22 protein-coding genes are annotated in these 23,826 nt (G+C 63.8%); 9 read left to right on the top strand and 13 right to left on the bottom strand.

Annotation, left to right across the window (positions count from 1 at the left end):
- Positions 1-364 precede the first annotated feature (364 nt).
- The 3 genes from ABLE71_RS25260 (at position 365) to ABLE71_RS25250 (ending at position 2,603) form a co-directional block, all read left to right on the top strand.
- A complete protein-coding gene (locus tag ABLE71_RS25260; protein WP_348786247.1) occupies positions 365-1,183 on the top strand; it encodes a transporter substrate-binding domain-containing protein in 819 nt (272 codons plus the stop codon).
- Between the two features lie 62 nt (positions 1,184-1,245).
- Entirely contained in the window at positions 1,246-1,911 is a 666-nt protein-coding gene (locus ABLE71_RS25255; RefSeq protein ID WP_348786246.1) for an amino acid ABC transporter permease, read from the top strand.
- A gap of 2 nt (positions 1,912-1,913) precedes the next feature.
- The gene (locus ABLE71_RS25250; RefSeq protein ID WP_348786245.1) at positions 1,914-2,603 is read left to right on the top strand and encodes an amino acid ABC transporter permease; all 690 of its coding nucleotides are present in this window, start codon (positions 1,914-1,916) and stop codon (positions 2,601-2,603) included.
- Here the strand turns inward: ABLE71_RS25250 and ABLE71_RS25245 are convergent.
- The 9 genes from ABLE71_RS25245 to ABLE71_RS25205 form a co-directional block, all read right to left on the bottom strand.
- On the bottom strand, positions 2,600-3,481 hold the full coding sequence (locus ABLE71_RS25245; RefSeq protein ID WP_348786244.1) for an SMP-30/gluconolactonase/LRE family protein: 882 nt from the start codon (positions 3,479-3,481) through the stop codon (positions 2,600-2,602). The genes ABLE71_RS25250 and ABLE71_RS25245 overlap by 4 nt on opposite strands.
- The gene (locus ABLE71_RS25240) at positions 3,474-4,463 is read right to left on the bottom strand and encodes an ABC transporter permease (RefSeq protein WP_348786243.1); all 990 of its coding nucleotides are present in this window, start codon (positions 4,461-4,463) and stop codon (positions 3,474-3,476) included. Before ABLE71_RS25240 ends, ABLE71_RS25245 begins: the two co-directional genes overlap by 8 nt.
- Positions 4,460-5,467, bottom strand: a complete 1,008-nt coding sequence (locus ABLE71_RS25235) for an ABC transporter permease (protein WP_348786242.1) — start codon at positions 5,465-5,467, stop codon at positions 4,460-4,462. Before ABLE71_RS25235 ends, ABLE71_RS25240 begins: the two co-directional genes overlap by 4 nt.
- Positions 5,468-5,470: 3 nt before the next feature.
- Complete coding sequence (locus ABLE71_RS25230) at positions 5,471-6,988, bottom strand: sugar ABC transporter ATP-binding protein (protein ID WP_348786241.1); 1,518 nt, start codon at positions 6,986-6,988, stop codon at positions 5,471-5,473.
- Between the two features lie 52 nt (positions 6,989-7,040).
- A complete protein-coding gene (locus ABLE71_RS25225) occupies positions 7,041-8,105 on the bottom strand; it encodes a substrate-binding domain-containing protein (protein WP_348786240.1) in 1,065 nt (354 codons plus the stop codon).
- A 256-nt stretch (positions 8,106-8,361) separates the two neighbouring features.
- Positions 8,362-9,129: a GntR family transcriptional regulator gene (locus tag ABLE71_RS25220; protein ID WP_348786239.1), complete on the bottom strand. Its 768-nt coding sequence runs from the start codon at positions 9,127-9,129 to the stop codon at positions 8,362-8,364.
- A 107-nt stretch (positions 9,130-9,236) separates the two neighbouring features.
- A complete protein-coding gene (locus ABLE71_RS25215; RefSeq protein WP_348786238.1) occupies positions 9,237-10,247 on the bottom strand; it encodes a C-terminal binding protein in 1,011 nt (336 codons plus the stop codon).
- A 25-nt stretch (positions 10,248-10,272) separates the two neighbouring features.
- Positions 10,273-12,660, bottom strand: a complete 2,388-nt coding sequence (locus ABLE71_RS25210; protein WP_348786237.1) for a thiamine pyrophosphate-dependent enzyme — start codon at positions 12,658-12,660, stop codon at positions 10,273-10,275.
- A 109-nt stretch (positions 12,661-12,769) separates the two neighbouring features.
- A complete protein-coding gene (locus tag ABLE71_RS25205; protein WP_348786236.1) occupies positions 12,770-13,990 on the bottom strand; it encodes a mandelate racemase/muconate lactonizing enzyme family protein in 1,221 nt (406 codons plus the stop codon).
- Between the two features lie 130 nt (positions 13,991-14,120).
- Here ABLE71_RS25205 and ABLE71_RS25200 point away from each other — a divergent pair, with 130 nt between their 5' ends.
- The 4 genes from ABLE71_RS25200 to ABLE71_RS25185 are packed head-to-tail and all read left to right on the top strand — an operon-like array spanning position 14,121 to position 17,935.
- Complete coding sequence (locus ABLE71_RS25200; protein WP_348786235.1) at positions 14,121-14,915, top strand: SDR family oxidoreductase; 795 nt, start codon at positions 14,121-14,123, stop codon at positions 14,913-14,915.
- A gap of 3 nt (positions 14,916-14,918) precedes the next feature.
- Positions 14,919-15,767, top strand: a complete 849-nt coding sequence (locus ABLE71_RS25195) for a transketolase (protein ID WP_348786234.1) — start codon at positions 14,919-14,921, stop codon at positions 15,765-15,767.
- The gene (locus ABLE71_RS25190; protein ID WP_348786233.1) at positions 15,764-16,741 is read left to right on the top strand and encodes a transketolase C-terminal domain-containing protein; all 978 of its coding nucleotides are present in this window, start codon (positions 15,764-15,766) and stop codon (positions 16,739-16,741) included. The genes ABLE71_RS25195 and ABLE71_RS25190 overlap by 4 nt, the downstream gene beginning before the upstream one ends.
- Before the next feature lie 9 nt (positions 16,742-16,750).
- Entirely contained in the window at positions 16,751-17,935 is a 1,185-nt protein-coding gene (locus ABLE71_RS25185) for a mandelate racemase/muconate lactonizing enzyme family protein (RefSeq protein WP_348786232.1), read from the top strand.
- On the opposite strand, the gene ABLE71_RS25180 is transcribed toward ABLE71_RS25185, so the two are convergent.
- The 4 genes from ABLE71_RS25180 to ABLE71_RS25165 form a co-directional block, all read right to left on the bottom strand.
- Entirely contained in the window at positions 17,932-18,963 is a 1,032-nt protein-coding gene (locus ABLE71_RS25180) for a LacI family DNA-binding transcriptional regulator (protein WP_348786231.1), read from the bottom strand. The two genes, ABLE71_RS25185 and ABLE71_RS25180, sit on opposite strands and share 4 nt — an antisense overlap.
- 76 nt (positions 18,964-19,039) lie before the next feature.
- Complete coding sequence (locus ABLE71_RS25175; protein WP_348786230.1) at positions 19,040-19,615, bottom strand: SDR family oxidoreductase; 576 nt, start codon at positions 19,613-19,615, stop codon at positions 19,040-19,042.
- An 8-nt stretch (positions 19,616-19,623) separates the two neighbouring features.
- Entirely contained in the window at positions 19,624-20,403 is a 780-nt protein-coding gene (locus tag ABLE71_RS25170) for an SDR family NAD(P)-dependent oxidoreductase (protein ID WP_348786229.1), read from the bottom strand.
- A 242-nt stretch (positions 20,404-20,645) separates the two neighbouring features.
- The gene (locus tag ABLE71_RS25165) at positions 20,646-21,794 is read right to left on the bottom strand and encodes an amidohydrolase (RefSeq protein WP_348786228.1); all 1,149 of its coding nucleotides are present in this window, start codon (positions 21,792-21,794) and stop codon (positions 20,646-20,648) included.
- 230 nt (positions 21,795-22,024) lie between these two features.
- Here ABLE71_RS25165 and ABLE71_RS25160 point away from each other — a divergent pair, with 230 nt between their 5' ends.
- Positions 22,025-22,825, top strand: a complete 801-nt coding sequence (locus tag ABLE71_RS25160) for an alpha/beta hydrolase (RefSeq protein ID WP_348786271.1) — start codon at positions 22,025-22,027, stop codon at positions 22,823-22,825.
- 65 nt (positions 22,826-22,890) lie between these two features.
- Complete coding sequence (locus ABLE71_RS25155; protein WP_348786227.1) at positions 22,891-23,784, top strand: DMT family transporter; 894 nt, start codon at positions 22,891-22,893, stop codon at positions 23,782-23,784.
- Positions 23,785-23,826 lie beyond the last annotated feature (42 nt).

Genomic DNA, 23,826 nt, shown 5'->3' with positions numbered 1-23,826 from the left:
AAAGCCCAAGTCATTTGACCCCCCGGGTTGAGTCTGCACCAACTCGGTGCAAATGGCTGGAATCGGTTTGTTGGCCGCTGTCGCGCCCGTACGCCCAAATCGCTAGCAAACCTGCCTTCGGCGCGACCTGAGCAAACTAGGGCGATGGACGGGCATTTGTAGGGGATGCGGGTCTGCTATTTGCAGTCGCGCCATCAAAAGATCGATGCTAAAGAGATTATAATAGTATAGCATTATGAACGACGTGGCCTTGATCGCTGGAGGAGTGTTCAAGGGCTTGCGGAGGTTTTCGCGTCATCGGGCGGTACGCGCGCCGAACGAATGGCGTTGATGCTCTGGCGCGCGTGACAAAACGGGAGGAATGATGATGCAAGGTTTCCTGAAGCGTTTCTGGGCAGGTGGCGTGATTGCCGCCATGACGTTTGCCCTGTCTCTGATTGCGGCTTCATCAGCTTCGGCGCAGACGGTCGACGAGATCATCGCACGCGGAAAGCTGATCGTTGCGATCGACACGACGACGCCGCCTTACGGCTTTCTGGGCGAAGATCTAAAACCGACCGGCTTCGACATAGAGGTCGCCAACAAGATGGGCGAAGCGCTTGGCGTGCCGGTGGAATTCGTCACCGTCACATCGCCGGGTCGCATTCCCTCGCTGCTGACCAAGCAGGTCGACGCTGTGATCTCGATCTTCTCGATCACGGCAGCCCGCGCTATCCAGATCGACTATTCGATCCCCTACGCGGGCCAGTCGGCAGTGGTGATCGCTCCAAAGAGCACCGCCATCAAAGGCCATGCCGATCTCGTCGGCAAGAAGGTCGGCCTCACGCGCGGCACGGGAGAGGACGGGCTGCTGACGGCCGCTGCTGAAGCCAACCCCGGCATCGAAATCTTGCGCTTCGACGACTATTCGTCGCTGTTGCAGGCCATGGTCTCCGGGCAGATCGACGCCATGGGCGGCGGTGACTATGGCGAAATCTATCTGAAGAAGGCGCAGAACGGCGACGATTTCGAGCAGAAATACATTCTGAAAACCTTCTACTTCGGCATTGGCGTGGCCAAGGGCAACGACAATCTCAGGCAGTGGATCAACACTTGGCTGTTCACGCTCAAGACAGACGGCACGCTCGAAGCCCTATCGATGAAATACCGCAACCAGCCGCTTCCGCCGCTGCCGGTATTCTGATCTCGTGATCATGGGGCGGGGCCAGCGGCTCCGCCCTCCCCTGCTCCTGCGACGGGATGCTGATGCAAACCGCCCTGCAATTCGGACCTGTGCTCATTCACCTGGACCGGCTGCTTGCCGGCCTGGTGCAGACGATCGAGCTTGCCATCCTCTCGATCGTCATCGGCACCGCGATCGGCGTGCTCGGCGCGACAGGCCGGTCACTCGGGCCGCGCTGGGTTTCATGGCCGATCGCAGCCTATGTCGAACTGATCCGCAACACGCCGCTGCTGATCCAGCTCTATTTCGTCTTCTTCTCGCTGCCGCTGTTCGGACTGAAGCTGTCGAGCAACACCGCAGCGATCTTGGCGTTGTCGATCCACCTCGGCGCTTATGCGACGGAAATCCTGCGCGCGGGCATTGAATCCATTCCGGAGGGACAGATCGAAGCGGCCAAGTCGCTTGGTCTCAGCCGCTACCGCATCATCCGGCACGTCGTGCTCGCGCCGGCGATCCGCGCCGTTTACCCCTCGCTGTCCGCGCAATTCATCCTCCAGATCATGGGAACCTCCATCGTCGGCGCCATCGCGGCCGAGGAACTGACGGCGATCGCGAACAATCTGGTGATGCAGACGTTCCGCAGCTTCGAGGTCTACATCGTCATCGCGGTCATTTATTTCGTGCTGATCCAGGCCGCGAGCCTTCTCTTCGCGGGTCTGGGCAAACTGATGTTCCGCTGGAAGGTCTAGCGATGAGCCTGCGCGATTTCGGCCCCAACGAGCTGATGTTCCTGCTTTCGGCGACGCGCTGGACGATCCTGCTGGCGCTCATCACTTTCGTGGGCGGCGGCGCTCTCGGACTGGTCATCGCTGCAATCCGGGTGGCGCCCGCCAGGCCGCTGCGCTGGCTGGCCATCGGCTACATCCAGTTCTTCATGGGAACGCCGATCCTCATCCAGCTCTTCATGATCTATTACGGGTCGTCCTTCCTGGGCTATCGCCCGGATGTGTGGTTCGCCGCTGCGCTCACCTTCTGCCTCAACGCAGGCGCCTTCTTCGGCGAAATCTTTCGCGGGTCCATCGAGGCAATTCCCAAAGGCCAGTGGGAGGCATCGACGGCACTGGGCTTCCGCTTCCTGCGCACGCTCAGGCTGGTCATCATCCCGCAGGCCGTGCGCCTGATGCTGCCGCCGACAGTGGGGTTCATGGTGCAGATCGTGAAAACGACATCGGTGGCGTCGCTGATCGGGCTGACCGAACTGGCGCGCGCGGCCACGCAGGTCAACACGGTGACCTTCCAGCCCGTCATGGTGTTCGGGACGGTCTCGCTGATCTATTTCGCGCTCTGCTGGCCGCTGTCGCTCTACGCCGGCTATCTGGAGCGCCGGTTCTCGGTCGGCGTGGCGCGCAAGGTCGAGCCGCTCGTGATGTCGGTCGCCTAGCCCCGGAAAGCCGGCAGCGTCAGGCCCTTGACGCCGACATCGATGGCAAAGAGCCCGCCGGGGTTCTGCTGGCCCACGAAATGCGAGGCTGGGCGCTTCAGCACGGCGGATGTCACGTAGAGAATGTCGAGATCCTTGCCACCAAACTCGCAGCAGGTGGGCAGGTCGGTCGGCAGGACGACGGTCTGCATCAGCTTGCCCTGGGGATCGTAGCGGCAGACCTTGCTGGTGACCGGGATGGTGACCCAATAGCAACCCTCTGCATCGACCGTTGCTCCATCGGCGACGCCGCCTGTCACCGTCATGTCGATGAAGGTGCGCCGGTTCTCGATGTCGCCCGTCACGGGGTCGAAATCGTAGGAGTCGACGCGGCCGGAGTGGCTGTCGGAGAAATACAAGGTCCGGCTGTCCGGGCTAAACGCCAATCCGTTGCAGCACCCGACACCCTCGATCATCTTGTGGACCGACAGGTCGGGATCCATGCGGTAGAGAGCGCCGACGAACTCGATAGGTTTTCCCGGCACCTCGAACATCGTGCCGGACCAGAAGCGGCCTTGCCGGTCGGGCTTGCCGTCGTTGAAACGCGTGTGCGGCATATGCGCTTCTGGGTCGGCGATCGGCTCAAAGACGCCAGTCGCGGGATCGAAGAAATGGAAGCCGCTGGCCAGGGTTAGCACCAGCCCACCCTTCTCGCGCAAACCAAGGCAGCCGAGATATTCCGGCGCCTCGAAAATGTCGTCCCTGCCCGTCGCGGGGTCGAAGCGATGGATCTGCTTCTGCCAGATATCAATCCACCAGAGCACGGCCGCTTCGGGGTCCCAGAGGGTCCCCTCGCCGAGTTCTGCCCTGGCATCCACGACGCATGCGATTTCAACCATTCGACGCCTCCCTCTTGCCCTTGCCGGCACGAAGGCGATCGCCCATGCCGGCAAAGATCTCGCTGCCGATCGAAACCGTTATCAGAATGACCGCGCCGTAGACGATCAGCAGCGCACCGTTCGACAAGTTGAGCGCGGGCAGCAGGCCGGTCAGGATGGTCAGCACCAGCGCGCCGGCGACGGTGCCAAGGTAGTGCCCGCTGCCGCCGAGGATCGACGCTCCGCCGATGGCGACGGCCGCGATCGAAGTGAACAGATAGGCGTCGCCCATGCCGAGATAGGCCTGGCCGGAGTAGCCGGTGAGCAGCATGCCGGCCAGCGCGGCCGTCAGTCCCGAGATCACATAGGTGACGATCGTCGTGCGCGCGGTGGGGACGCCGGAGAACTCGGCCACCGTCGCGCTGGTGCCAAGCGCGTAGAGATGCCGGCCGAACGCCGCCTTCGACAAGAGCAGCGTGGCGACCAGCGCCAAAGCAAGCCAGATGAAGGCGATGACCGGGAGCGGACCGATGCGGCCGACCGACAGGAACTTGATCAGGTCCGGCACCGATGGCGCCGGCGAACCGCCGGTCAGCACCAGGATCAAGCCCTGGAGGATGACATTCGTCGCCAGCGTCATGATGATCGGAGGGACGCCGAACCACGCGACGCCGGCGCCGTTGACAAAGCCGATGGCCGCCCCGCCGGCCAGCACGAGCGGAACCACCCAGACCAAGGGAGCGTCCTGGCTGCCGCAGAGCAGCGCCATGACGATTGCCGCGGAATTCAGCACCCAGGGAATCGACAGGTCTATGCCGCCGCCGATGATGACGAAGGTCTGGCCGAGCGCCACGATGCCGACGAAGGCCGCCAGAACGACGGTCGACCGCAGGTTCGACGCCGACAGGAAGCCCGGCGAGAACATCGCGGTGACGAGCAGCAGGACCACCATGCCTGCATAGGCAAGGAGGATCAGGCGGTTGCGGGCGAGGAACGCGTTCATTGCGCCCGCGCCCTCGCCGCCTTCTCCGCCACCGAGCTCGCCAGCACCGAAAGCAAGAGGATGACGCCCGAAACCACCGGCTGCCAGTAGCTCGAAACTTTGAGGACGAAGACGAGGTTGCCGATCAGGGTCAGGATGAACGCGCCGATCAGCGTGCCGGCGAGATGGCCGCGCCCGCCAAACAGGCTGACGCCGCCAATCACCGCCGCGGCAACCGACGGCAGGATGTAGTCCTTGCCGATGGTCGGCGAGCCCGCGCCGATCTGTGTCGTCAGGAAGAGCGCCGCACCGGCTGCGAAGAGACCGGACAGCCCATAGGTCGCGACGTTGATCCGCGTGATCGACACGCCCGAGAGAAAGGCGGACTTCTCGTTCGAACCGGTCGCCTTGATGGTGATGCCGAGTCGGGTCGCACGAAACCACGTCCAGAAGACAAACAGCAGGATCAACATCCAGACCGGGCTCGAAAGGCCGAGAAACTGGGCATAGCCGAAGGCGACCCACCAGCCCGGCACGCTGCCACCATCGGTCGGCAGGATCAGCATGGCGATGCCGTTCAGGATCGACCAGGTCGCAAGCGTGACGAGAAAGGGTTGCAGCTTGAGCATGGAAATGAGAAGGCCATTCAGCGCACCGACCGAAAATCCGAGTGCGAGAATCGCGGCCGACCAGATTGCGACCGAACCTGGCCCTTCGCCGAACTGCGTGGCGGCGATCACCGTGCCGAGGCTGATCATCCCGCCGATGGACAGGTCGATGCCGCCACGCAGGAGAACGATCGTCTGGCCGGTCGCGGCCAGCATCAGCGTCATCGATGCAGCGGTGTCGAGATTGAGTTCGTCGGGCGTGAAAACGCCGGTCTGGTAGCTGCCGTAGATTGCGACGATGACGGCAAGCATCAGGCACGCGACGAGAAACGGAGCGCGGTCAAGCAGCCGCACGCGCCAGTCGACACCGGGCCGCTGCTCGCTCTCGACGGGTCTCGGGACAACGGCTGCGCTCATCCGTCAGGCCGCCTCGACTTCGAGCATGGCCGCGCCGAGAATGTTCTCTTCCGTAATGCGATCACCGTCGAGCGTTGCGGCAATGCGACCGTTACGCATCACGAGCACCCGGTCCGCGACATGGACGAGTTCGGGCATATCGCTGGAGTGGAAGAGGATCGCATACCCCTTGGCGGCCAGATCGCGCATCAACTGGAAAATCTCACCCTTGGTGCCGACGTCGACGCCGCGCGTCGGATCGTAGAGCAGAAGCACGCGGGCCTCGGTCAAAAGCATCTTGCCGAAGATGACCTTCTGCTGGTTGCCGCCCGAAAGCGTGCCGGCCAACTGGTCGGGAGTTTCCGCCTTGATGCGGAGAAAATCGACCATTTCCTTCACCAGCGCCGCTTCCTTGCGGCTGTTCAGGAATCCCCTGTCGCTGAAACGCTTGATCACGGCAAGCGTCAGGTTCTCGCGCACGCTTTTCGTCAGCAGCAGGCCCTGCCCGCGCCTGTCCTCCGGGACAAGGGCGATGCCGTCGCGCCCGATCAATGCCGCGCGTGGATTGCCGATCACTGTTGGCTTGCCCCACAGCTCGATGCGCCCGCTTGCCTTGGCCGCGCCGAACAACGCCTGAAACAACTCGCGCTGGCCGTGGCCCTGAAGGCCGCCGACGCCGAGCACCTCGCCTTCACGCATGGCAAAGCTGACGTCCTGGAGGCGGCTGCCGCTCGCAAAATTGTCGACCTTCAGCGCGATGCGATCGGTGGCTGACGGAACGCGCTCGGGATAGAGCCGGTCGAGATTGCGGCCGATCATCTGGGCGACGATCTCGCCATCGGTCACCGCGTTCGCCTTGTGCGTCGCGACGGTCCGGCCGTTGCGGAAGATGGTCAGCCGGTCGGCGATGGCACGGACCTCGGCCATGCGGTGCGAGATGAAGATGACGAGCTTGCCCTCGCCCGCAAGCTGCCTTGTAAGCTTGAGCAGCCAGTCGGCTTCCCGTGCCGGCAGCGCCGAGGTCGCCTCGTCGAGAATGAGAATGCGGGGATCCTTTGCGAGGCCCTTGGCAATCTCGACGATCTGCCGCTCGGCCAATGTCAGCCGCCGCAGTTCTTGGTCGGGTCGCAGCGGCGGAAAGGCGTATCTGGCAAGCAGTTCGAGCGTCTGGCGGCGCATGGCGGCGCGGTCGACGGTCCTGATCGCGGTCATCGGTTCGTGACGAAACCAGATGTTCTCCTCGACCGTCAGGTCCGGGATCAGCGACAGTTCCTGGAATACCGCGGCAATCCCGCGAGCGCGGGCGTGGTCTGGATTGGCGGGGCGAAAATTGTCGCCGTCGATGAGGATCGCGCCATCGTCGTGGCGGACGGCGCCCGACAATATCTGGATGAAGGTGCTCTTGCCGGCGCCGTTCTCGCCGAGCAGCGCATGCACTTCTCCGGCGCGGGCAGTGAATTCGGCGTCGCTGAGCGCGACGATGCCGCCGTAGCGTTTCGACAGGCCGGTAACGGTGACGAGGTCCATCGATATCCCGTTCAAGAACGAAAATGCCTCCCGGCCAACGGCCGGGAGGCGAGAGTCTTGGGAGACCTCAGTTTGTGCCGGCAGCTTCCGCAGCGGTGATTTCGACCCAGTCGGGCGTGATCGGCAGCGTCAGCCCGGGAGCCTGATCCGGGAACGCATTCACGCCGACCTCAATGGTCTGCATCTTGGCGCCCGGGAAGAGCTTGCTCTCGAACGGCGTCGTGGTGACGAAGTCGCCTTCGACTTCAACCGATCGCTGCTCAGGACGCTTGCCCGTGTCGAGTATCTCGACCGCGAGCTTGATCGCCTCCGAAGAGAGGTACGCCGGATTGGAGCCGAGAATGCATGGCGACTTGGTCTCCGCGCATGTCAGCGCGGCGACGTTGTAGGAGAAGCCGACAACCGGAACCATCGGACGGCCGGCATCCTTCAGCGCCTGTATTGCGCCCGAGCCGTAGCCCTGGGTGAGGATGCCGTCGACCTGCGGATTGGCCGCAAGCAGCGCCGCGACGCCGGACTGCTCCGGGCCAAGCGCGTATTCGCCATTGTAGTAGCCGACGATCTTGATGTCCGGATAGTCCTTGAGGACCTTCTCGTAGCCTTCCTGGAGCTGCGCAGAGATCGGCGCGCCGGCGAGGCCGCGATCGACAAGCACGTTGCCCTTGCCGCCGAGCTGCACGGCCATCCATTCGGCCATCACGGCCGGAATGCGTTCCCAGTTCGAGGCAAGCGTCAGCGCGCAGGGTTCCGTCACCACCTGGTCGAAGCTGATGACCACGATGCCAGCGTCGCAGGCCTTCTTGATCGTGGGGTTGAGGGCCGTATCGGAAGCGGCATCGACGAGGATGGCGTCCGGCTTCTGGCGGATGATGTTGTTCAGCGAATTGATCTGCGCCTGCACGGTGCCTTCGGCCACCTCGATGTGCAGTTCGACGCGGCCCTTGAGCGGGCCCTTGTCGACCGACACCTGGGCGACGCGCTGCATCTGCTGGCGCCAGTCATTGCCGACGAAGTTGTTGGACAGATAGATGACGTAGGGCTTCTTGTCCTGCGCCAGCGCCGGCGCTGCGCCTACCGATACCATCGTGGCAGCCACCGCCGCCAATCCGGCACACATAGTTGCAAATTTCATGGTTCTCCTCCTGAAGTTTCCTGCTCAGCCTCGACGGACTTGCGCCGCCTTGCGGGATGAGTCACCGAAATTGATACCGGTACCACCGGACCTTGTCAATTTGCGGCGAGCGTTCCCGGAAGGGTCTTTTGTGGCGGCTTTGGTATTTGTCGCCTCGCGTCCTCCAACGCGCATCCATCCCAGCTATGATGCTATTATAATTTTATGGGGCTGTCTACGCGGCGAACCAAATATCGCCTGCACGAGGTGCGGCGGCCTAGAGGTCGTTCGGAGCGTCGTATGTGATGCTGAACAGATCGGCCGGATGCCTGGCGACCGAGAACTCGATGTTGCGCTGATCGGCGGATTGATAAAGCATCTCGACGGTCAGGATCGGGTCGCCTATTGCAACGCCGAGATCGGAGGCGACCGTCTCGTCGGCGATCTCCGCACGGACTGTGACGTGCGCCACGACAAGACGCAGCCCGAGGTGCTTCTGCACGGAGCGGAAGATCAGCACGTCGGTGAAATCATCCTTGCTGAACGCGGCGCCGATGTCGGCCGGAAAATAGGTCGTGATCTGAGCCTTGCGCTGCTTGCCTACCGACAGAATGCTGCGAAGGCAGTAGCCCGCCTCGTCCGCCGCCAGGCCGAAATGGCGCTGCAGAACGGGGGACTTTTCCTTGCGGTACGATTTCACCTTGAGCGCGGCGTCCTTGGTGAAGGCGGCCATGTCGGCGAAGTTCTTGAAGTTCCAGCTGAGATCGACCGAGGGCGTGCGTGCGGTGATGACCGCCGGCTTGGCCGACCGCTTGCGGATAAGGCCTTCCGATTCCAGCTCGCGAAGCGCCTGCCTGACCGTTATTAGGCTGACGCCGAAATGCTCCGCGATATGCGCTTCCTTGGGCAATTCGCTGCCGACAGCGAAATTTCCGTCGGAGATGGGTTTGCGCAGGAGGTCGGCGAGCTGGCGGTAAAGCGGACCGCTTGCACGTCCCAGAGTGCGCTTTGGAAGCAATCCCAGATTGGCGACGTGTTGGTTCATGCGACTCGCTGGCCCGTGGCCAATCTATATTCGTTTCGCCTTCCGCAGGCTAGGCGGACGGCGCAGCAAGCGAGGCAAAGCGGTGGATCATGGCGCGACAGGCAGCGCTACTTCAGATACTCCGCATTGACGCAATTGGTGAGCCGGCCTTCCGCCAGATAGGCATGGACCACTTCGATGGACTTGAGCCTGAGGTCCACCATCGACGCCGGACTGTAGAAAGCCGCATGCGGCGTCACGATCAGGCGGTTGGCGATCCATGCCTCCCCCTGGCGCCAGGCCTTGATCAGCGCATGATCGAGATCGCCGGGTTCGCTCGGCAGCACGTCCAACCCCGCGCCTGCGACAGCGCCACTGCGCATCGCGTCCTCGAGCGCATCGAGGTCGACAATCGGGCCGCGAGCCGTGTTGACGAGGATCAGTCCCGGCTTTGCCGCGGCGAGTGCCGTCACGCCGATCAGGTTGCGGGTTTCGTCCGTCAGCGGCGTGTGAACGCTCGCGACATCGGAACGCGCCATCAATTCGGCGAGCGAATGCACGCGCTCGTAGCCAGTCGACAGGTCGACGCCGGACAGGAGATGCGGATCGTAGAAGATCACCTTCATGTCGAACGCGGCCGCCCGCCGGGCCGCAGCGAGCCCGATGCGGCCGAGCCCGATGACGCCGAACGTAGCGCCCTTGTGGCGACGGATTAGCGGCGCCTTCGAAAAATGCCAGCCCTGCGACCCGTCGGCTTCTATCGCCACAGGGTAGGAAAACGTGCCGCGCGTCAGCGCCAGCATCAGCGCGATCGCATGGTCGGCGACTTCGGTGGTGCCGTAGTCGGGAACGTTACAGGCTGGGATTTTGCGCGCACCCCATCCCGCGGTGTCGATGTTGTCGAAGCCGACGCCGGAACGCACGGCGATCCGCGCTTTCGGAAAGGCGGTTGGCGGCGAAGCGACATTGTGGGTTGGGGAATAGTTGATGACCGCGTCGACCGCCTTGCAAACGTCCGGATCCAACTCGGCGGGCTTCTCGTTGGTCGACCTGGCAAGCACGAAATCGATACCAGGATAGTGCTTGCGTTCAAGCTCGGCGTCGTCGGCCGCCTGCCAGTTGGCGCAGAGAATTTTCATGTCGTTCCCTTGGAAACGGAAAGGCCTATTTCTTGATTCCGCCGATGCGTCCGCCCATCGGAACGACCGCACCGACCGGCTGGTCTATCCGACCGAGCATTCCGCTGACCGGCGCCTCGATCTCGACGACAGCCTTGTCGGTTTCGATCTCGGCGATCAGTTCCCCGGCCTTGACCTGGTCGCCGACAGCCTTGAGCCATTTCACGATCTTGCCTTCGCTAACGGTCAGATCGCCGAACGGCATGGTGATCGGCTCGTCATCTGATGGCGGCGCCGGCGCGGCCGTCGCCGCTACCGTCGCGGTCTTTGCCTGCACCGGCCTGACCGGCTCGGCGCTCTTGATGCCGACCGTGTACCAATGGTCGGGAACGGGCGGCACACCGGCAATCACGTCCAATGCACCCTGCTCGATCCGCGCTGCGTCGATCAGCATCGCGCGCTCCAGAACGGGTGCGAACGGATGCGATGTCGGCGCGGTGTGCAGGCGTCCGGGAGGCGCGTCGAGTTCGTCGAACGCAAGCTCGTTGATTGACTGCGCAATCTCGCCGCCGAGGCCGCACATCGCCCAGGCCTCGTCGACGACAAGCAGGCGATGCGTCTTCCGGACGCTCGTCACAATGGTCTCGATGTCGAGCGGCATGATCGTGCGGGGATCGATGACCTCAGCTTCGATGCCTTGCGCAGCCAGGGCCTCCGCCGCTTCCAGCGCGCGCTGCACCATCTGGCCGGCGGCAACGATGGTGATGTCGGTACCCGTGCGCGCAATGCGGGCGACGCCGAACGGCACATAGTGCTCGCCTGATGGCACCTCGCCCTTGGACGCGAACAGCGCCTTGGGTTCGAGCATGATGACCGGGTCGGACGCCCGCAGCGCGGTCTTCATCAACCCCTTGGCGTCGGCCGGATTTGACGGCACGCAGACGATGAGGCCTGGCATGTGCGCGAAGACCGGATGGTAGATGCCGCTGTGGTGCGGGCCGGAACTGCGCAGGGCGCCGGCGGCCATGCGCACCACCATCGGCGCGCTCATCGCACCATTGCTCATGTAGCGGAGCTTGGCGGCCTGCAGGAAAATCTGGCCGGCCGTCTCGAACGCGAAATCGGCGAACATCAGGTCCGAAACGGTTCTGACCCCGGTCGCGGAGGCTCCCACGGCGGCGGACGTAAACCCCTGCTCGGAGATCGGCGTGTCGACCATGCGCCCGGCGCCGAATTCCTGCCACAGGTTCTTGGTGTGGGCGAAGCTGCCGCCACGCTCGCCCGTGCCCTCGCCAAAATAGAGGATATTCGCGGAGGCCCGCATCTCCTCGGCGATGCCGTCCCGCACGGCTTCAAGCCAACCCTGGGTACGCGTTTCGCCGACGGCGCGCGGACGCAGCGCCTCGGGTGGATTGATCGGGTCGGCGAAGACATGCAGGCGCACCGTCGCCGGATCGGGCTCGGGCGAGTTGCGGGCGAATTCGAGCGCGTCCTGGACCACCTTCTCGATATGCGCCTCGATCTTTGCAAGCGCCTCGTCGTCGGCAATGCCGTAGTCGTCGATCAGCCGCTTGCGGAACATGTCGATCGGATCGCGCTTGATCCAGGCGTCAAGTTCTTCCTGCGTGCGGTAGGTCCCGATGACAGGGTCGCCTTCGTGGTGCCCGACGGTGCGGTAGGTCTTCGCCTCGATCAGCGTCGGGCCTTTGCCGGCGCGCGCGCGCTCCGTCGCTTCCTTCATCGCCAGCCAGACGGCGAAAACGTCGTTGCCATCCACGGCGACGCCCGGAATGCCATAGGATTGCGCCTTGGTGGCAATCTCGGGATTGAGCGTGATCGCATCCAGCGGCGTCGCCGTGGCATAGAGGTTGTTCTCGCAGACGAAGACGACCGGCGCCCGCTGCACGGCCGCGAAATTCAGCGCCTCGTGGAAATTGCCGTGGTTGGCGGCGCCGTCGCCGAAGAAGGCGACGCCGATGTCGTCGGTACCCCGCTGGCGCGCGCTCATGCCGATGCCCACCGCATGGCCGATGCCGGCCGCCACGATGCCGTTGGTGCCAAACAGACCGACCGACTTGTCGTAAAGGTGCATCGTGCCGCCGCGGCCGCCGCAGATTCCGTCGACCTTGCCGAAAAGTTCGGCCATGACGCGGCCGGGGTCGGCGCCCTTGGCAAGCGCGTGCCCGTGGCCGCGATGGGTCGAAGTCACCCAGTCGGTCTGGCGCAGATGCGCGCAGACGCCGACGCCGGTGGCCTCCTCGCCGAGGTAGAGATGCAGGAAACCCGGCGTTTCGCCCTTGCGGCAGGCAATCTGCGCCACGCTTTCGAAACGCCTGAGCAGAACCATGCGTTCGAAGAGATCCAGCAGGACCTCGCGGTCCGGCAGGTTGGCGGCGCCCTTGAAATGATACGATCGCGCAGCCGAAGTCGCCACCCGAGCCTCCCTCCACGTCGTGCCGCGCGATGATGCGGCCGCGAGCGTTCATATGCTCGCGTACAGGATCATAGATTATAATAGCATAATGTCTACTGGCGAACGGCCTTCACAGCCGTGTTGTGTGCACCGTAGCATCCGGCCGCTCGAAAAGCTCCGGCCGCAGGCTGAGGCCGAGACCCGGCCCATCGAGTGGCGCGACGCTGCCTTCCACGACGGACGGAATGTTGGCGACGATCTCCGTGTACCACCCCGTGTAGTAGGCGCGCACGGCTTCCTGGTAGTTGGCGTTCGGCAGGGTAGCCGACAGCGCGCAACTCGCTGCATAGACGACGGGGCCGGTGCAGTCATGCAGAGTCACCGGCAATTCGCTGGCTTCCGCCATGTTGGCGATCTTGCGAGCCTCCGACAGCCCTCCGCACCAGGCCAGGTCGATCATGATCACCGATGCGGCAGGTTTGTCGATCAGTCGCTTGAACATCTGCCGTGACGCCAGCCTTTCGCTGGCGGCGATCGGGATCGAGGTGTGTCGCGCCAGTTCAGCCATGGCATCGAGTTCGTTGTAGCGGATCGGTTCCTCCAGCCAGGCAACGTCATAGTCCCTGAGCGCATCGGCGATGCGCAGCATCGGCGGCAATGTCCAGAGGCCGTGCAATTCGACCATGATCTCCATGTCGCGGCCAACCGCATCGCGGATCTTCCCAAAAGGCTCCAGCGCCCTGTCGAGGTCGGGCAACGAGATGCGGGTTCCGTTGGATGCTTCGGCCGCGATATCGAAGGGCCAGATTTTCATGGCGCGGATGCCTTCGGACAGCAGGCTCTTTGCGAGTGCGCCGGCGTCGTAGCGCCAGGCCAGAAGATCCTCGTAAGGACCCTCGTTGGAGTCGCCGGGCTTCAGCGACCAGTCCTCGCCACGTTCGAACAGCGCATTCTTTTTCGTCGCCCGCACATGCTTGTAGCCGGCGCATGTGTTGTAGATGGGCACGCGCTCGTGGGTGCGTCCGCCGAGCAGCCGCCACAGCGGTTCGCCAAGAGCCTGGCCGTAGATGTCCCAGAGCGCGATGTTCACCGCCGAATTTCCGCGTACCTCGGCCCCGGAATCGCGCGCACCGACATAGACGCTGCCCAGCGTGCGATCATGCAGTTCGATGTTGCGGGGGTCCTTGCCGAGCAAATAGGGCGCGACGTTGTCGTGGATATAGCTGGCGACCGGCCCCGGCGCCCAGAAGGTCTCGCCGGTGCCGACGATGCCTGCGTCGGTATGAACGCGCAGCCAGAACAGGTACGGAAACTCGACAAGCTGCAGCGTGTCCACCGCCGTTACCTTCATCTGTTTTCCTCCCCTTCGGACGTCCGGCACTCGATCCCTTGTAGCACGGTTCGAGCGCCGCATCCCGTTGACAGGATTCTATGGTACCGGTATCAAGCGCGTCAAGACTGGCCGCTGGGAGGGCGCCTTTTTGCCTGCCGAAATCAAGAACAATACGGTGCCAAGGGCGCTGGTCACCGGCGCCGCGGGCGGTCTTGGCCGAGAGGTGGCGGTCCAGCTTGCAGCGCGCGGCTGCGCCGTCGCGATCACCGATATCAATGCCGACGGGATTGCCGAGACTGCGCGCCTGGTAAGCGCTCAAGGCGGGGACGTCGAGGAAATCGTTGGCGACTTCACGCTGGAAGGCGCGCCGGAAACGGCTGTGCAAAAAGTGGTCGAGCGCTGGGGTGGCATCGACATACTGGTCAACAACGCCGGCTACGGCGTGATCGAGCCGTTTCTCGACTCGACCTACAAGTCCTGGACGCGAACCTTGACACTCAACGTCACGGCGCTCGCCATGGCCTGCAAGGCGGCCGGCCGCGTGATGCGCGATCAGCGCTCGGGCCGCATCGTCAACATCACCTCGCCTGGCTCGCGCATGGCGTTGCCCGACTACACCGCCTACACGGCGAGCAAGGCCGGCGTCGATTCGATCACGCGCGCGGCGGCCGTCGCGCTTGCGCCCTATGGCGTGCTGGTCAACAGCCTGGCGCCCGGCATGATGGACACGGAGATGCAGCGCTCGACGGAGGCCGATCTCGCCCGCGTGAATGGCCGCAACGACCTGCAGGCGTTTCTCGACGAGCGCACGCGCCGCATTCCGCTGGGACGCCGCGCCGAAATCTCCGAAGTCGCCGAGGCTGTCGTCTGGCTCGCCCTCGATGCTCCGAAATACATGACCGCCGAACGGCTCAACATGTCCGGCGGACTCGACAAGGACTGACCGATGCTGAGAAACTCTCCACCCGGCGACGCCGATATCGGCGTGCTCGAAGGCCGCGCGACGAATTTGCGCCGCCATATGCTCACCATGGCGCGGGGCCAGGGCGCCGGATATATCGGCCAGGGACTGGGCATCGCCGACACGCTTGCCGCCCTCTATTTCCACGAACTGCGCTACGATCCATCCGATGTGACATGGGCGGAACGCGACCGCTTCCTTCTGTCCACCGGTCACTATTCGATCGCGCTATGGTCCGCGTTGGCGGAGGCCGGCATCCTGCCGGTCGATGAACTCTCCACCTACGGCGCCGACGACAGCCGCCTCGAAATGTCGACACTCGACACGACGCCGGGCGTCGAACTGATCGGCGGTTCGCTCGGCCACGGCCTCGGCCAGGCCGTCGGGCAGGCGCTCGGATTGCGCCTGCAGAAATCGGTGGCGCGCGTCTTCGTCGAATTGTCGGACGGTGAGATGCAGGAAGGCTCGACCTGGGAAGCCGCAATGTCGGCAAGCCATTTCAAGCTCGACGGCCTCGTCGCGCTCGTCGATTGCAACGGCATCCAGGCGGACGGCCCCGTCGTTCTCGACATGGAGCCGGTTGCCGACAAATGGCGCGCCTTCGGCTGGGACGTCAGCGAGATCGACGGTAACGACATGAACGCGATCGTCGGCGCCCTGATGCTGGCGCGGTCGCAAAACGGCAAGCCCAAGGCGATCATCCTGCGCACGCTGCCTGGCAAGGGCGTCGCACGAATCGAGACCAGCGAAAAGGCGCATTTCTTCCGCGTCGACGTCAAGGAGTGGGACGGAATCATCGCCGACTTCGAACAGAGCGTTGGAGCCATGCAATGAGCGCGCCTGCAAGAACGCTGGCCATGGGCCAGGACGAGGCGGTCGACGGCGGCCGGCCTAGCACCGAGGCGCCGTTCGGGCGCGCTCTGGCGAAACTCGGCCAGACGCGGCCGGAAATCGTCGGACTGACCGCCGACCTCGGCAAATACACCGACGTTCATCCCTTCCGCGATGCGTTTCCCGACCGCTTCTTCAATGTCGGAATGGCCGAGCAGAACCTCGTCGCGGTCGCAGCGGGTCTCGCGCGCACCGGGCTCATCCCCTTCGCCACGACCTACGGCGTCTTCGCCACGCGACGCGCCTTCGATTTCGTGGCGATCGCCTGCGCGCATTCAAACCTCAACGTGAAGATCATCGCGGGCCTGCCGGGACTGACGACCGGCTATGGCGGTACGCACCAGGCCATCGAGGATTTGGCGCTGATGCGGATGATACCGGGCCTCACCATCATCGACCCCTGCGACGCCACCGAAATCGAAGCCGCGACCGCGGCGATCGCCGACCACCAAGGACCGGTCTATATGCGGCTCCTGCGCGGCGTGGTGCCGGTCGTGCTCGATCCAAGCTACACATTCGAGATCGGCAAGGCGGTGACGCTGCGCGACGGCAAAGATGTCGGCATCGTCTCCACCGGCTTCATGACCGAGCGCGCGCTCGATGCCGCCGAAATCCTTGCCAAGCAAGGGGTCTCGGTGGCGGTGCTCCATGTTCCGACCATAAAGCCGTTCGATACCGACGCCGTCGCGTCGTTTTGTGCCGGTGTCGACCACGTCGTCACCGCCGAAAATCATGTCGTCGTCGGCGGGCTTGGCAGTCTGGTCGTGGAAACGCTGTTCGATTCCGGCGTCGGCAAGAAGGTTACCCGCGTCGGCCTGCCGGACCGCTACATCGAATGCGGCGCTGTGCCGACGCTGCAGACTCGCTACGGCATAACCACCGAGGCGATCGTCGGCAAGATCGGCGACCTGCAGTAGGATCGCGGCATGAAAATCACAGAGATAGAAACCTTTGCCGTCGGCGCGGGCTGGAAGAACTGGCTGTTCGTCAAGGTCCACACTGACAAGGGCATCCACGGCATCGGCGAAGGCACGCTGAACGGCTTCATCAAGACGACCGAGGCGGGCGTCCACGAACTGAAGCACCTTGTAGTCGGGCAGGACCCACGCCGCATCAACGCGCTCGCCAAGCGCATGCTCGACAGTGTGTCGCTGGATGGCGGCCACATCCACCGCACGGTCATCGCCGCGGTCGAGGTCGCCTGCTGGGATATCCTCGGCAAGAGCCTTGGCGTTCCGATCCATCAGCTGCTCGGCGGGCAGGTGCGCGACAACGTGCTCGGCTACGCGAACGGCTGGTACCGCACCGAGCGCACGCCAGAGGCGTTTCTCGAAGCAGCCGGGGCTGTTCTTGCCAAGGGCTTCAAGGCGTTCAAGCTGGATCCGTTTGGCACCGCTCAAGGGTTCATCTCGAGGGAAGAACTGGACCTCTCCTACGACATCTGCCGCATGCTGCGCGACAAGCTGCCGAAGGACACGTCGATCCTGATCGACGTGCATGCGCGCTTCACTGAGATCGCCGCACTCCAGGCCGCCCGGAGATTCGCCGATCTCGATATCTACTGGTGGGAGGAGCCGACGTCGCGCGACCGCCAGGAGACCGTGCACGAGGTCGCGCACCGCTCGCCCATCCCGGTTGCTACCGGTGAGATGTACGACACGGTCGGCCAGTTCTATGCGCTTGCCGAAGGCGGCGGCGTCAACATATTCCAGCCGGAGCCGATGTCGCTCGGCGGCATCGCGCCATCGATGCAGGTCGCAAACCTGGCGCTGGCGCATGGCAGCTACATCGCCCCGCACCAGAGCGGCGGGCCGGTGGCTACAGCCGTCTGCCTGCAACTCGCCGCAGCTGTGCCGAACTTCCTGATCCAGGAACACTTTGATGCCTTCAATGAGCCGTGGACGCGCGATCTCGTCACATGGCATCCAGCCGTCGATCCAAAGAATGGCCATCTGTCGCTGCCCGATGCGCCGGGCCTCGGAATCGACCTCAACATCGAGGCGATCAAGGGCCATCCCTACGATCCGCATGCCTACCTCAACGTCCACACGGAAGGCTGGGAGAAACGGCTGGGCACCGACGCCGAAAATAGGGCTAGGATGAAGCGCTAGGCGCTCTCGCGGTCGACTATCTCGAAGCCGAGGCTGGTGATGGTGGGCGACCTGCGGTCGCCGCCGAGCCGCGCCAGCAACTGGCGCACGGCGCGACGGCCCATCTCGTAGCGGTTGACGCGAACGGTGGTCAGCGGCGGAAACAGTTGCGCCGCGAGATCCATGTCGCCGTAACCGGCGATGGCGATGCGGCCCGGCACCGCCCAGCGGCGGCGGTGGCATTCCTGTACGGCGCCAATCGCTAGCGTGTCGCTCGAAAAGAAGATCGCGTCGATGTCCTTGTGCCGGTCCGTCAGCGTGACCAGCGCCTGGGCTCCGCCCTGCGCGGTGATCGGAACCTCGACCTCCATGTCGTCGTGGTTCGCGATACCGAGTTCCGACAGCGCGGTATGGTAGCCGGTGCGGCGTTGTTGCAGGCGATCGTTGCCATGGATCGGCGTCGAGACGAAACCGATGCGCTTGTAGCCCTTGGCGGCCAGATGCATGGTCATTGCGTAGGCCGTCTCGAAATTGGAGACGCCGACCACCATGTCGAGCGGCTTTCGCCCCTTTATCTCGGATATCTCGACCACCGGCGCACCGCTGCGTTTCAGAAGCGCGCGTGCCGCGTCGCTCTGCACGAAGCTCTGCAGGATCATGCCGGCGGGCCGCCAGCCAAGCAGCGTGCGGATCGACTTTTCTTCCGCTTCCCGGGTGAACTCCCCCTGCACGAGCAGCATCGAATAGCCGCTCTCGTGGCATTCGTCCGACATTCCCTGCACTTGCTCGGCAATGCCGGAATTGATCAGCGGCGGCACGACCGTGCCGATCATGCGGCCGGCGCCGCGCATGCTCGACGCCAGCCGGTTGGGCACGAAGCCCGCCTTCTCGATGGCTTCGAGAACCTTCGCCCGGGTCTCGGGCGATACCATGTCTGGATTGGACAGCACACGCGAGACGGTCATCGGCGCCACGCCGACGCGCTTGGCGATCTCGCGAACGCCGAGGCGCGTCTGAGGCTTGTCTCCGCCGCCGGCTTTCCCCGCCATCTCTACATCTCCATGCCCACAACATGGCACCATAGAAGGCCGAGGGATTGGTTTCCATAGATGGAGAGCAGCTGGATCAGAAGTTGCGTCCGTAGCCGGCGCTCCAGCCGCCGTCGACGACAAGCATCTGGCCGGTCGTATAGCTGTTCATCGGATCGCAGAGAAACAGCACAGCGGCGACCGCTTCGTCGATGCTGCCGGGCCGTCCGAGCGGAACGTGGCTGAGCTGGGCCCGGTCGCCCGAGATGGTCGCCGCAGTCTCGACAAGGCCAAAACCCACGGCATTGACCAGGACTTTCGGTCCGAATTCCATCGCCATAGTCCGCATTCCAGCCAGAAGTCCCGCGGTTTCGGCGGAAAATTCCGGGTGTCGACGCATGGGCATGCCGGCTATCGCGGACAGCAGGACGATGATCCGCCCTTTGCCGCGCCCGGCCATCGATGTCGCTGCCTCCCGTGCAGGTCGCAGCGTCGCGCTGAGGCCCATGTGCGCCGCATCCGGCAGCAGGGGGCATGAGATCAGCAGGACGTCTGCGTCCTGCGCCGACACGGAGCGCCCGCCGTTGGCGAGCAAGGCAGCCAGGGCAGCCTCGGCGATGGGGTTTATGTCGCCCGCGAGCGCAACGCCGGCGCCGGCAAGTTCAATTTCCATGGCAGGCCTCACATCATGTATCCCGCTGTCCAGCCACCATCGACGGCGAGCACCTGGCCATTGATGTAGCTGGCGCCGGGCGACGCGAGGAACAGCACGGCCTCGGCGATCTCCTCGGGCTGGCCGGGCCGGCCGAGCGGCACATGCTTCAGGAAGTCCGCCGTGCGACCGGCGAACTTGCCATCCTCGCCGTAGAACAGCTTGGCGGTCAGTTCGGTCATGACCGAGCCCGGCGCGATGCAGTTGGTGAGGATGCCCTGGGGGCCGAGTTCGAGCGCCATGGAGCGGGTCAGGTGGATGATGCCGGCCTTGGCGGCGACGAACGGGCTTTGCAGGCGCATGGCGGCGAGGCCAACCACCGATGCGATGTTGACAATGCGCCCGCCCCTGCCCGAGGCAAGCATCGGCTGCAGCGCGGCGCGGCTCGTCACGTAGAGCCCGTCGAGGTCGATGCTGGTGATGCGCTCCCATTCCTCGGGCGGAAACGCGTCGATGTTGACGCGATGCGCCAGCGTGTTTACGCTGGCGTTGTTGACCAGGATGTCGAGGCGTTCGAAGCGTTCGATGCTGGAGGCAATCGCGCCCTCGACCGAATCGGCGGAACGGATATCGACGCGGCAGGCCAATGCATTCGGCAGGCCATCGGCGACGCGCTCGGCACCGTCAAGATCGATATCGGCGATGATGACGGCTGCGCCGTTGTCGGCAAAACGCTTTGCGATGACACGTCCGATAGCGCCGGCCGCGCCCGTGACGAATGCGACCTGACCGCCTAAATCGCAACGCATTGGCAACCGCCTCCCCACGCAAGCTATTATAATCTCTGCTATACAGTGGCAATCGGCAGGAGTCTAAGAATGTGGGGCCTCAGAAGCCGAACAACTTCGGGAGCTAGAAATGTCGCCGGAGACCACCGACCAGTATCAGACCATACGCTACGGCGTGCGCGCCCTGTGCTCGGAATTTCCCGACGAATATCACAGGAAGGTAGGTACTTTCGGGTGGCCTACGGACGATCGATACCAAACCATCATCCGAGGATATTGCGAGCGACCCGCATGAACACGCGTGCGCCGATCGGGATCAGATCATCCGGAAAGTCGTAGTCGGGATTGTGCAACGCTGGATGGCGCTCACCGCCGCCCAGAAAGAACATTGCGGATTTGGCAGTTTTCCCGAACAGCCCGAAGTCTTCCGAGGCTCGCATTGGGAGCGCTTCCTCGCTATGGCGGATGCCTTCCCCATCGAGCGCCCGTCGCAGACAATCCACAGCATCCGGCGCATTGACGCTGGCGACAAAGATTTCGTGATAGTCGATGCTGTGCATCAGTCCACGCTCGGCCGCGATGCTGGCGGCGAGGTTTTCGGCCGCAGCGCAGAGATCAGCCATGTTCTCATCACGGCGGGTTCGCAACGTGGCCCACACCTCGGCCCGACCGGGAGCGATCCCGAACACCGGTTCTCCCATTGACGTGTGCGTGACGGTGACCATGGAGAAGTCGTCATCGTCGAAGGTGCCTCTTCCCAAGTCGGGAAGGGCCGGCATCAGCTGGCTCACTGCCAGCATAGGCGAGATCCCTGTCTCGGGCATGGAAGAATGGGCTGTCTTTCCCTCCAGCACGAGGCGCATGCCTCGTGACGCACAATTCACCACGCCGGCTTTCAATCGCACCTCGCCGAAAGGCACCCCAGGCAGATTGTGCAACGAGAAGGCCAGATCAGGAGCGATGTCGGCGTAGCGCGCATCGGCAACAACGCCGGCGGCACCGTTGCCGGTCTCTTCTGCCGGCTGGAACATCAAAACGACTCGACCAAGCTTGGGCCGCTTGCGACCGAACTGACGGCCAAGCGCGGCGAGTATCGCAGTGTGGCCGTCGTGGCCGCACATGTGCGATCGGCCGGGAATAAGGGAAGCATGGGCCGCGCCGGAGAGCTCATGGATTGGCAGCGCGTCGAGTTCCGAGCGGAACATCACCGTCGGACCCGCTTTCCCGCTGTCGTAGATGACGGCCACGCCGTGACCGCCAACACCGGTTAGCACGCTGTCGGGGCTCGTATTGGCGAGAAAGGTGACAACCTCCTTGGCCGTCAATTCCTCTTCATTCGATATCTCTGGGTGCTGGTGAAGTTGCCTCCGCCATGCGGTCAGCTCCACCATGTCCTGGTTGGTCAATGCCACAAGTCTGTCTCCACATCATTACACAAAGCCCTTCGGGTCTGGCCAACCCTCCAGCAGGTCGTCAGCATCTAGGTTGCCCCTGGTGCGATAGACAGGCCCCGCCTATCCTTTGACTATAGGAGGCAGCTTGTGAGTACGCAGAGGTTTGCTCCGGAATTCAAGGAAAATGCTGTCAAGCAGGTCGTGCACCGCGGCTGTGGTGTGCTGACGCCGCGGAGGTTGGGGAGGACATCGCCTTCGTCAAGTCACTGTTCACCTTCCTGTTGATCGCGCTTGGGGCCTACGCGGCCCTTGTCGCAATCCTTTACGTGTCACAGCGGGCCATTCTCTATCCCGGCGCCGACGCCGGTGCGCCGATCGGCGAGCGATGGGGCGAGGCTGTCGCGATAGGGACCCCAGACGGGGAAACGCTTTTCGGCCTTCATTCTGCCGCCTTGACCGGCAGGCCTTCCGTCCTCTCCTTCCTCGGCAATGCCGACCGCGTCGGCAACTACGGTTTCCTGGCTCGGGCGCTGTCGGCGCGCGGCATCGGCCTGCTTGCAATCTCCTATCGCGGCTACCCGGGATCGACGGGCACGCCGAGCGAACAAGGCCTGCTCGTTGACGGGCTGGCGGCATTCGATTGGTTGACCGCGCTGGGCGATGGCCCCGTCGTGCTGCTCGGCCAGTCGCTCGGCAGCGGAGTCGCGGTCAACACCGCAGTCGAGCGGCCCGCTGCAGCCGTCGTGCTCGTTTCGCCATACCTCTCAGTACAGTCGCTGGCGCAGGCACACTACCCCTTCCTGCCGGTGTCCCTTCTGATCAGTGACCCCTTCCGGTCTGACCTGCGCATTGGCAGCGTCAGGCAGCCGAAACTGTTCGTTCACGGACGGCTGGACCGCGTCATCCCCCTTTCCTCCGGCGAGGCACTCTACGCCATCGCCCCTGATCCAAAATCATTCCTGATCTATGACGACGCCGGGCACAACGATGTCTGGAACAAAGATCTCACCGACGAAATCGTCCGCTTCATCGAATCGTCTGGACCATAGGTGCCGGTCAGCGAGCGCCGGAATCCGGATGGACGCCTGGGCCGGAAGCAAGCTATCGATCTTGCATGAGCATGGCGTCGCCAACCCATTCGACGGCAGCTATCCAGCACACACTGGGCGCTGCGCTCGTGGTCGCCTCGTCGGCATTCTTCGCGATGGCCGGCATATTCACCAAATCGATTTCCAGCGATCCATGGACGATCGCTTGCTGGCGCGGCCTTGTCGGCGGCTTGCTTATCACCGCCTACGTCGCCTGGCGGTCCGGTCTGGGCGGCTTGAGCCTCGCACTCGGCTGGCGTGGCTGGGCGATGGTGCTCGTCGCCGTCCTCGCGTCGTTCGGCTTCATCGCGGCCTTCAAATACACCTATGTCGCCAACGTCGCGATTATCTACGCGACCGTCCCGCTGATGGCGGCGGCGCTGGAGTGGTTTGTGCTGGGGGTGCGCCCGCGGCCCGCGACGCTCGCCATGGCGCTCGTCTGCCTGTTCGGCGTCGGCATCATCGTGTCTGGCGGCCTCGGCGGCGGACATCTCTTCGGTGACATGATTGCAGTCGGCATGACCGCAGCCGCGGCGCTCTATATGGTGATGATCAGAGCCTTCCGCGACACGCCGGTGGTCTGGGTCGGCGCAGTCTCCGCCTACATCCTTTTCGCACTCGGCTGGCTAGTCGTCGATCCGCTGGCGGTCTCGCCAGCCGACGCCTGGCGCATGACCGGCTTCGGATTCACCTTCGCGTTCGCAGTCGTGCTGTGGACTGAAGGTACCCGTCTGATCCCCGCGACAGAAGCCGGCGTACTCGGATCGGCCGAAGTGCCTTTCGCCATCTTGTTCGCCTGGACATTCTTGGCCGAATTGCCGCCAGCCGCCAGCATAGCGGGCGGGGCGCTTGTTCTGGTGGCGGTTGTCTTTCACGCGCTGCGATCGCGCCGCAGTACGCCCGCGGTGCCGGCCGGCTGAAAGGCCTCAAGACCTGCGCTTGCGTTGTTGAACGAACTATTT

Source organism: Mesorhizobium sp. KR9-304 (assembly GCF_040049215.1).
GTDB lineage: Bacteria > Pseudomonadota > Alphaproteobacteria > Rhizobiales > Rhizobiaceae > Mesorhizobium_K.
The sequence above is the reverse complement of the archived record's forward strand: the minus strand, read 5'-3'. Positions and strand labels throughout refer to the sequence as shown.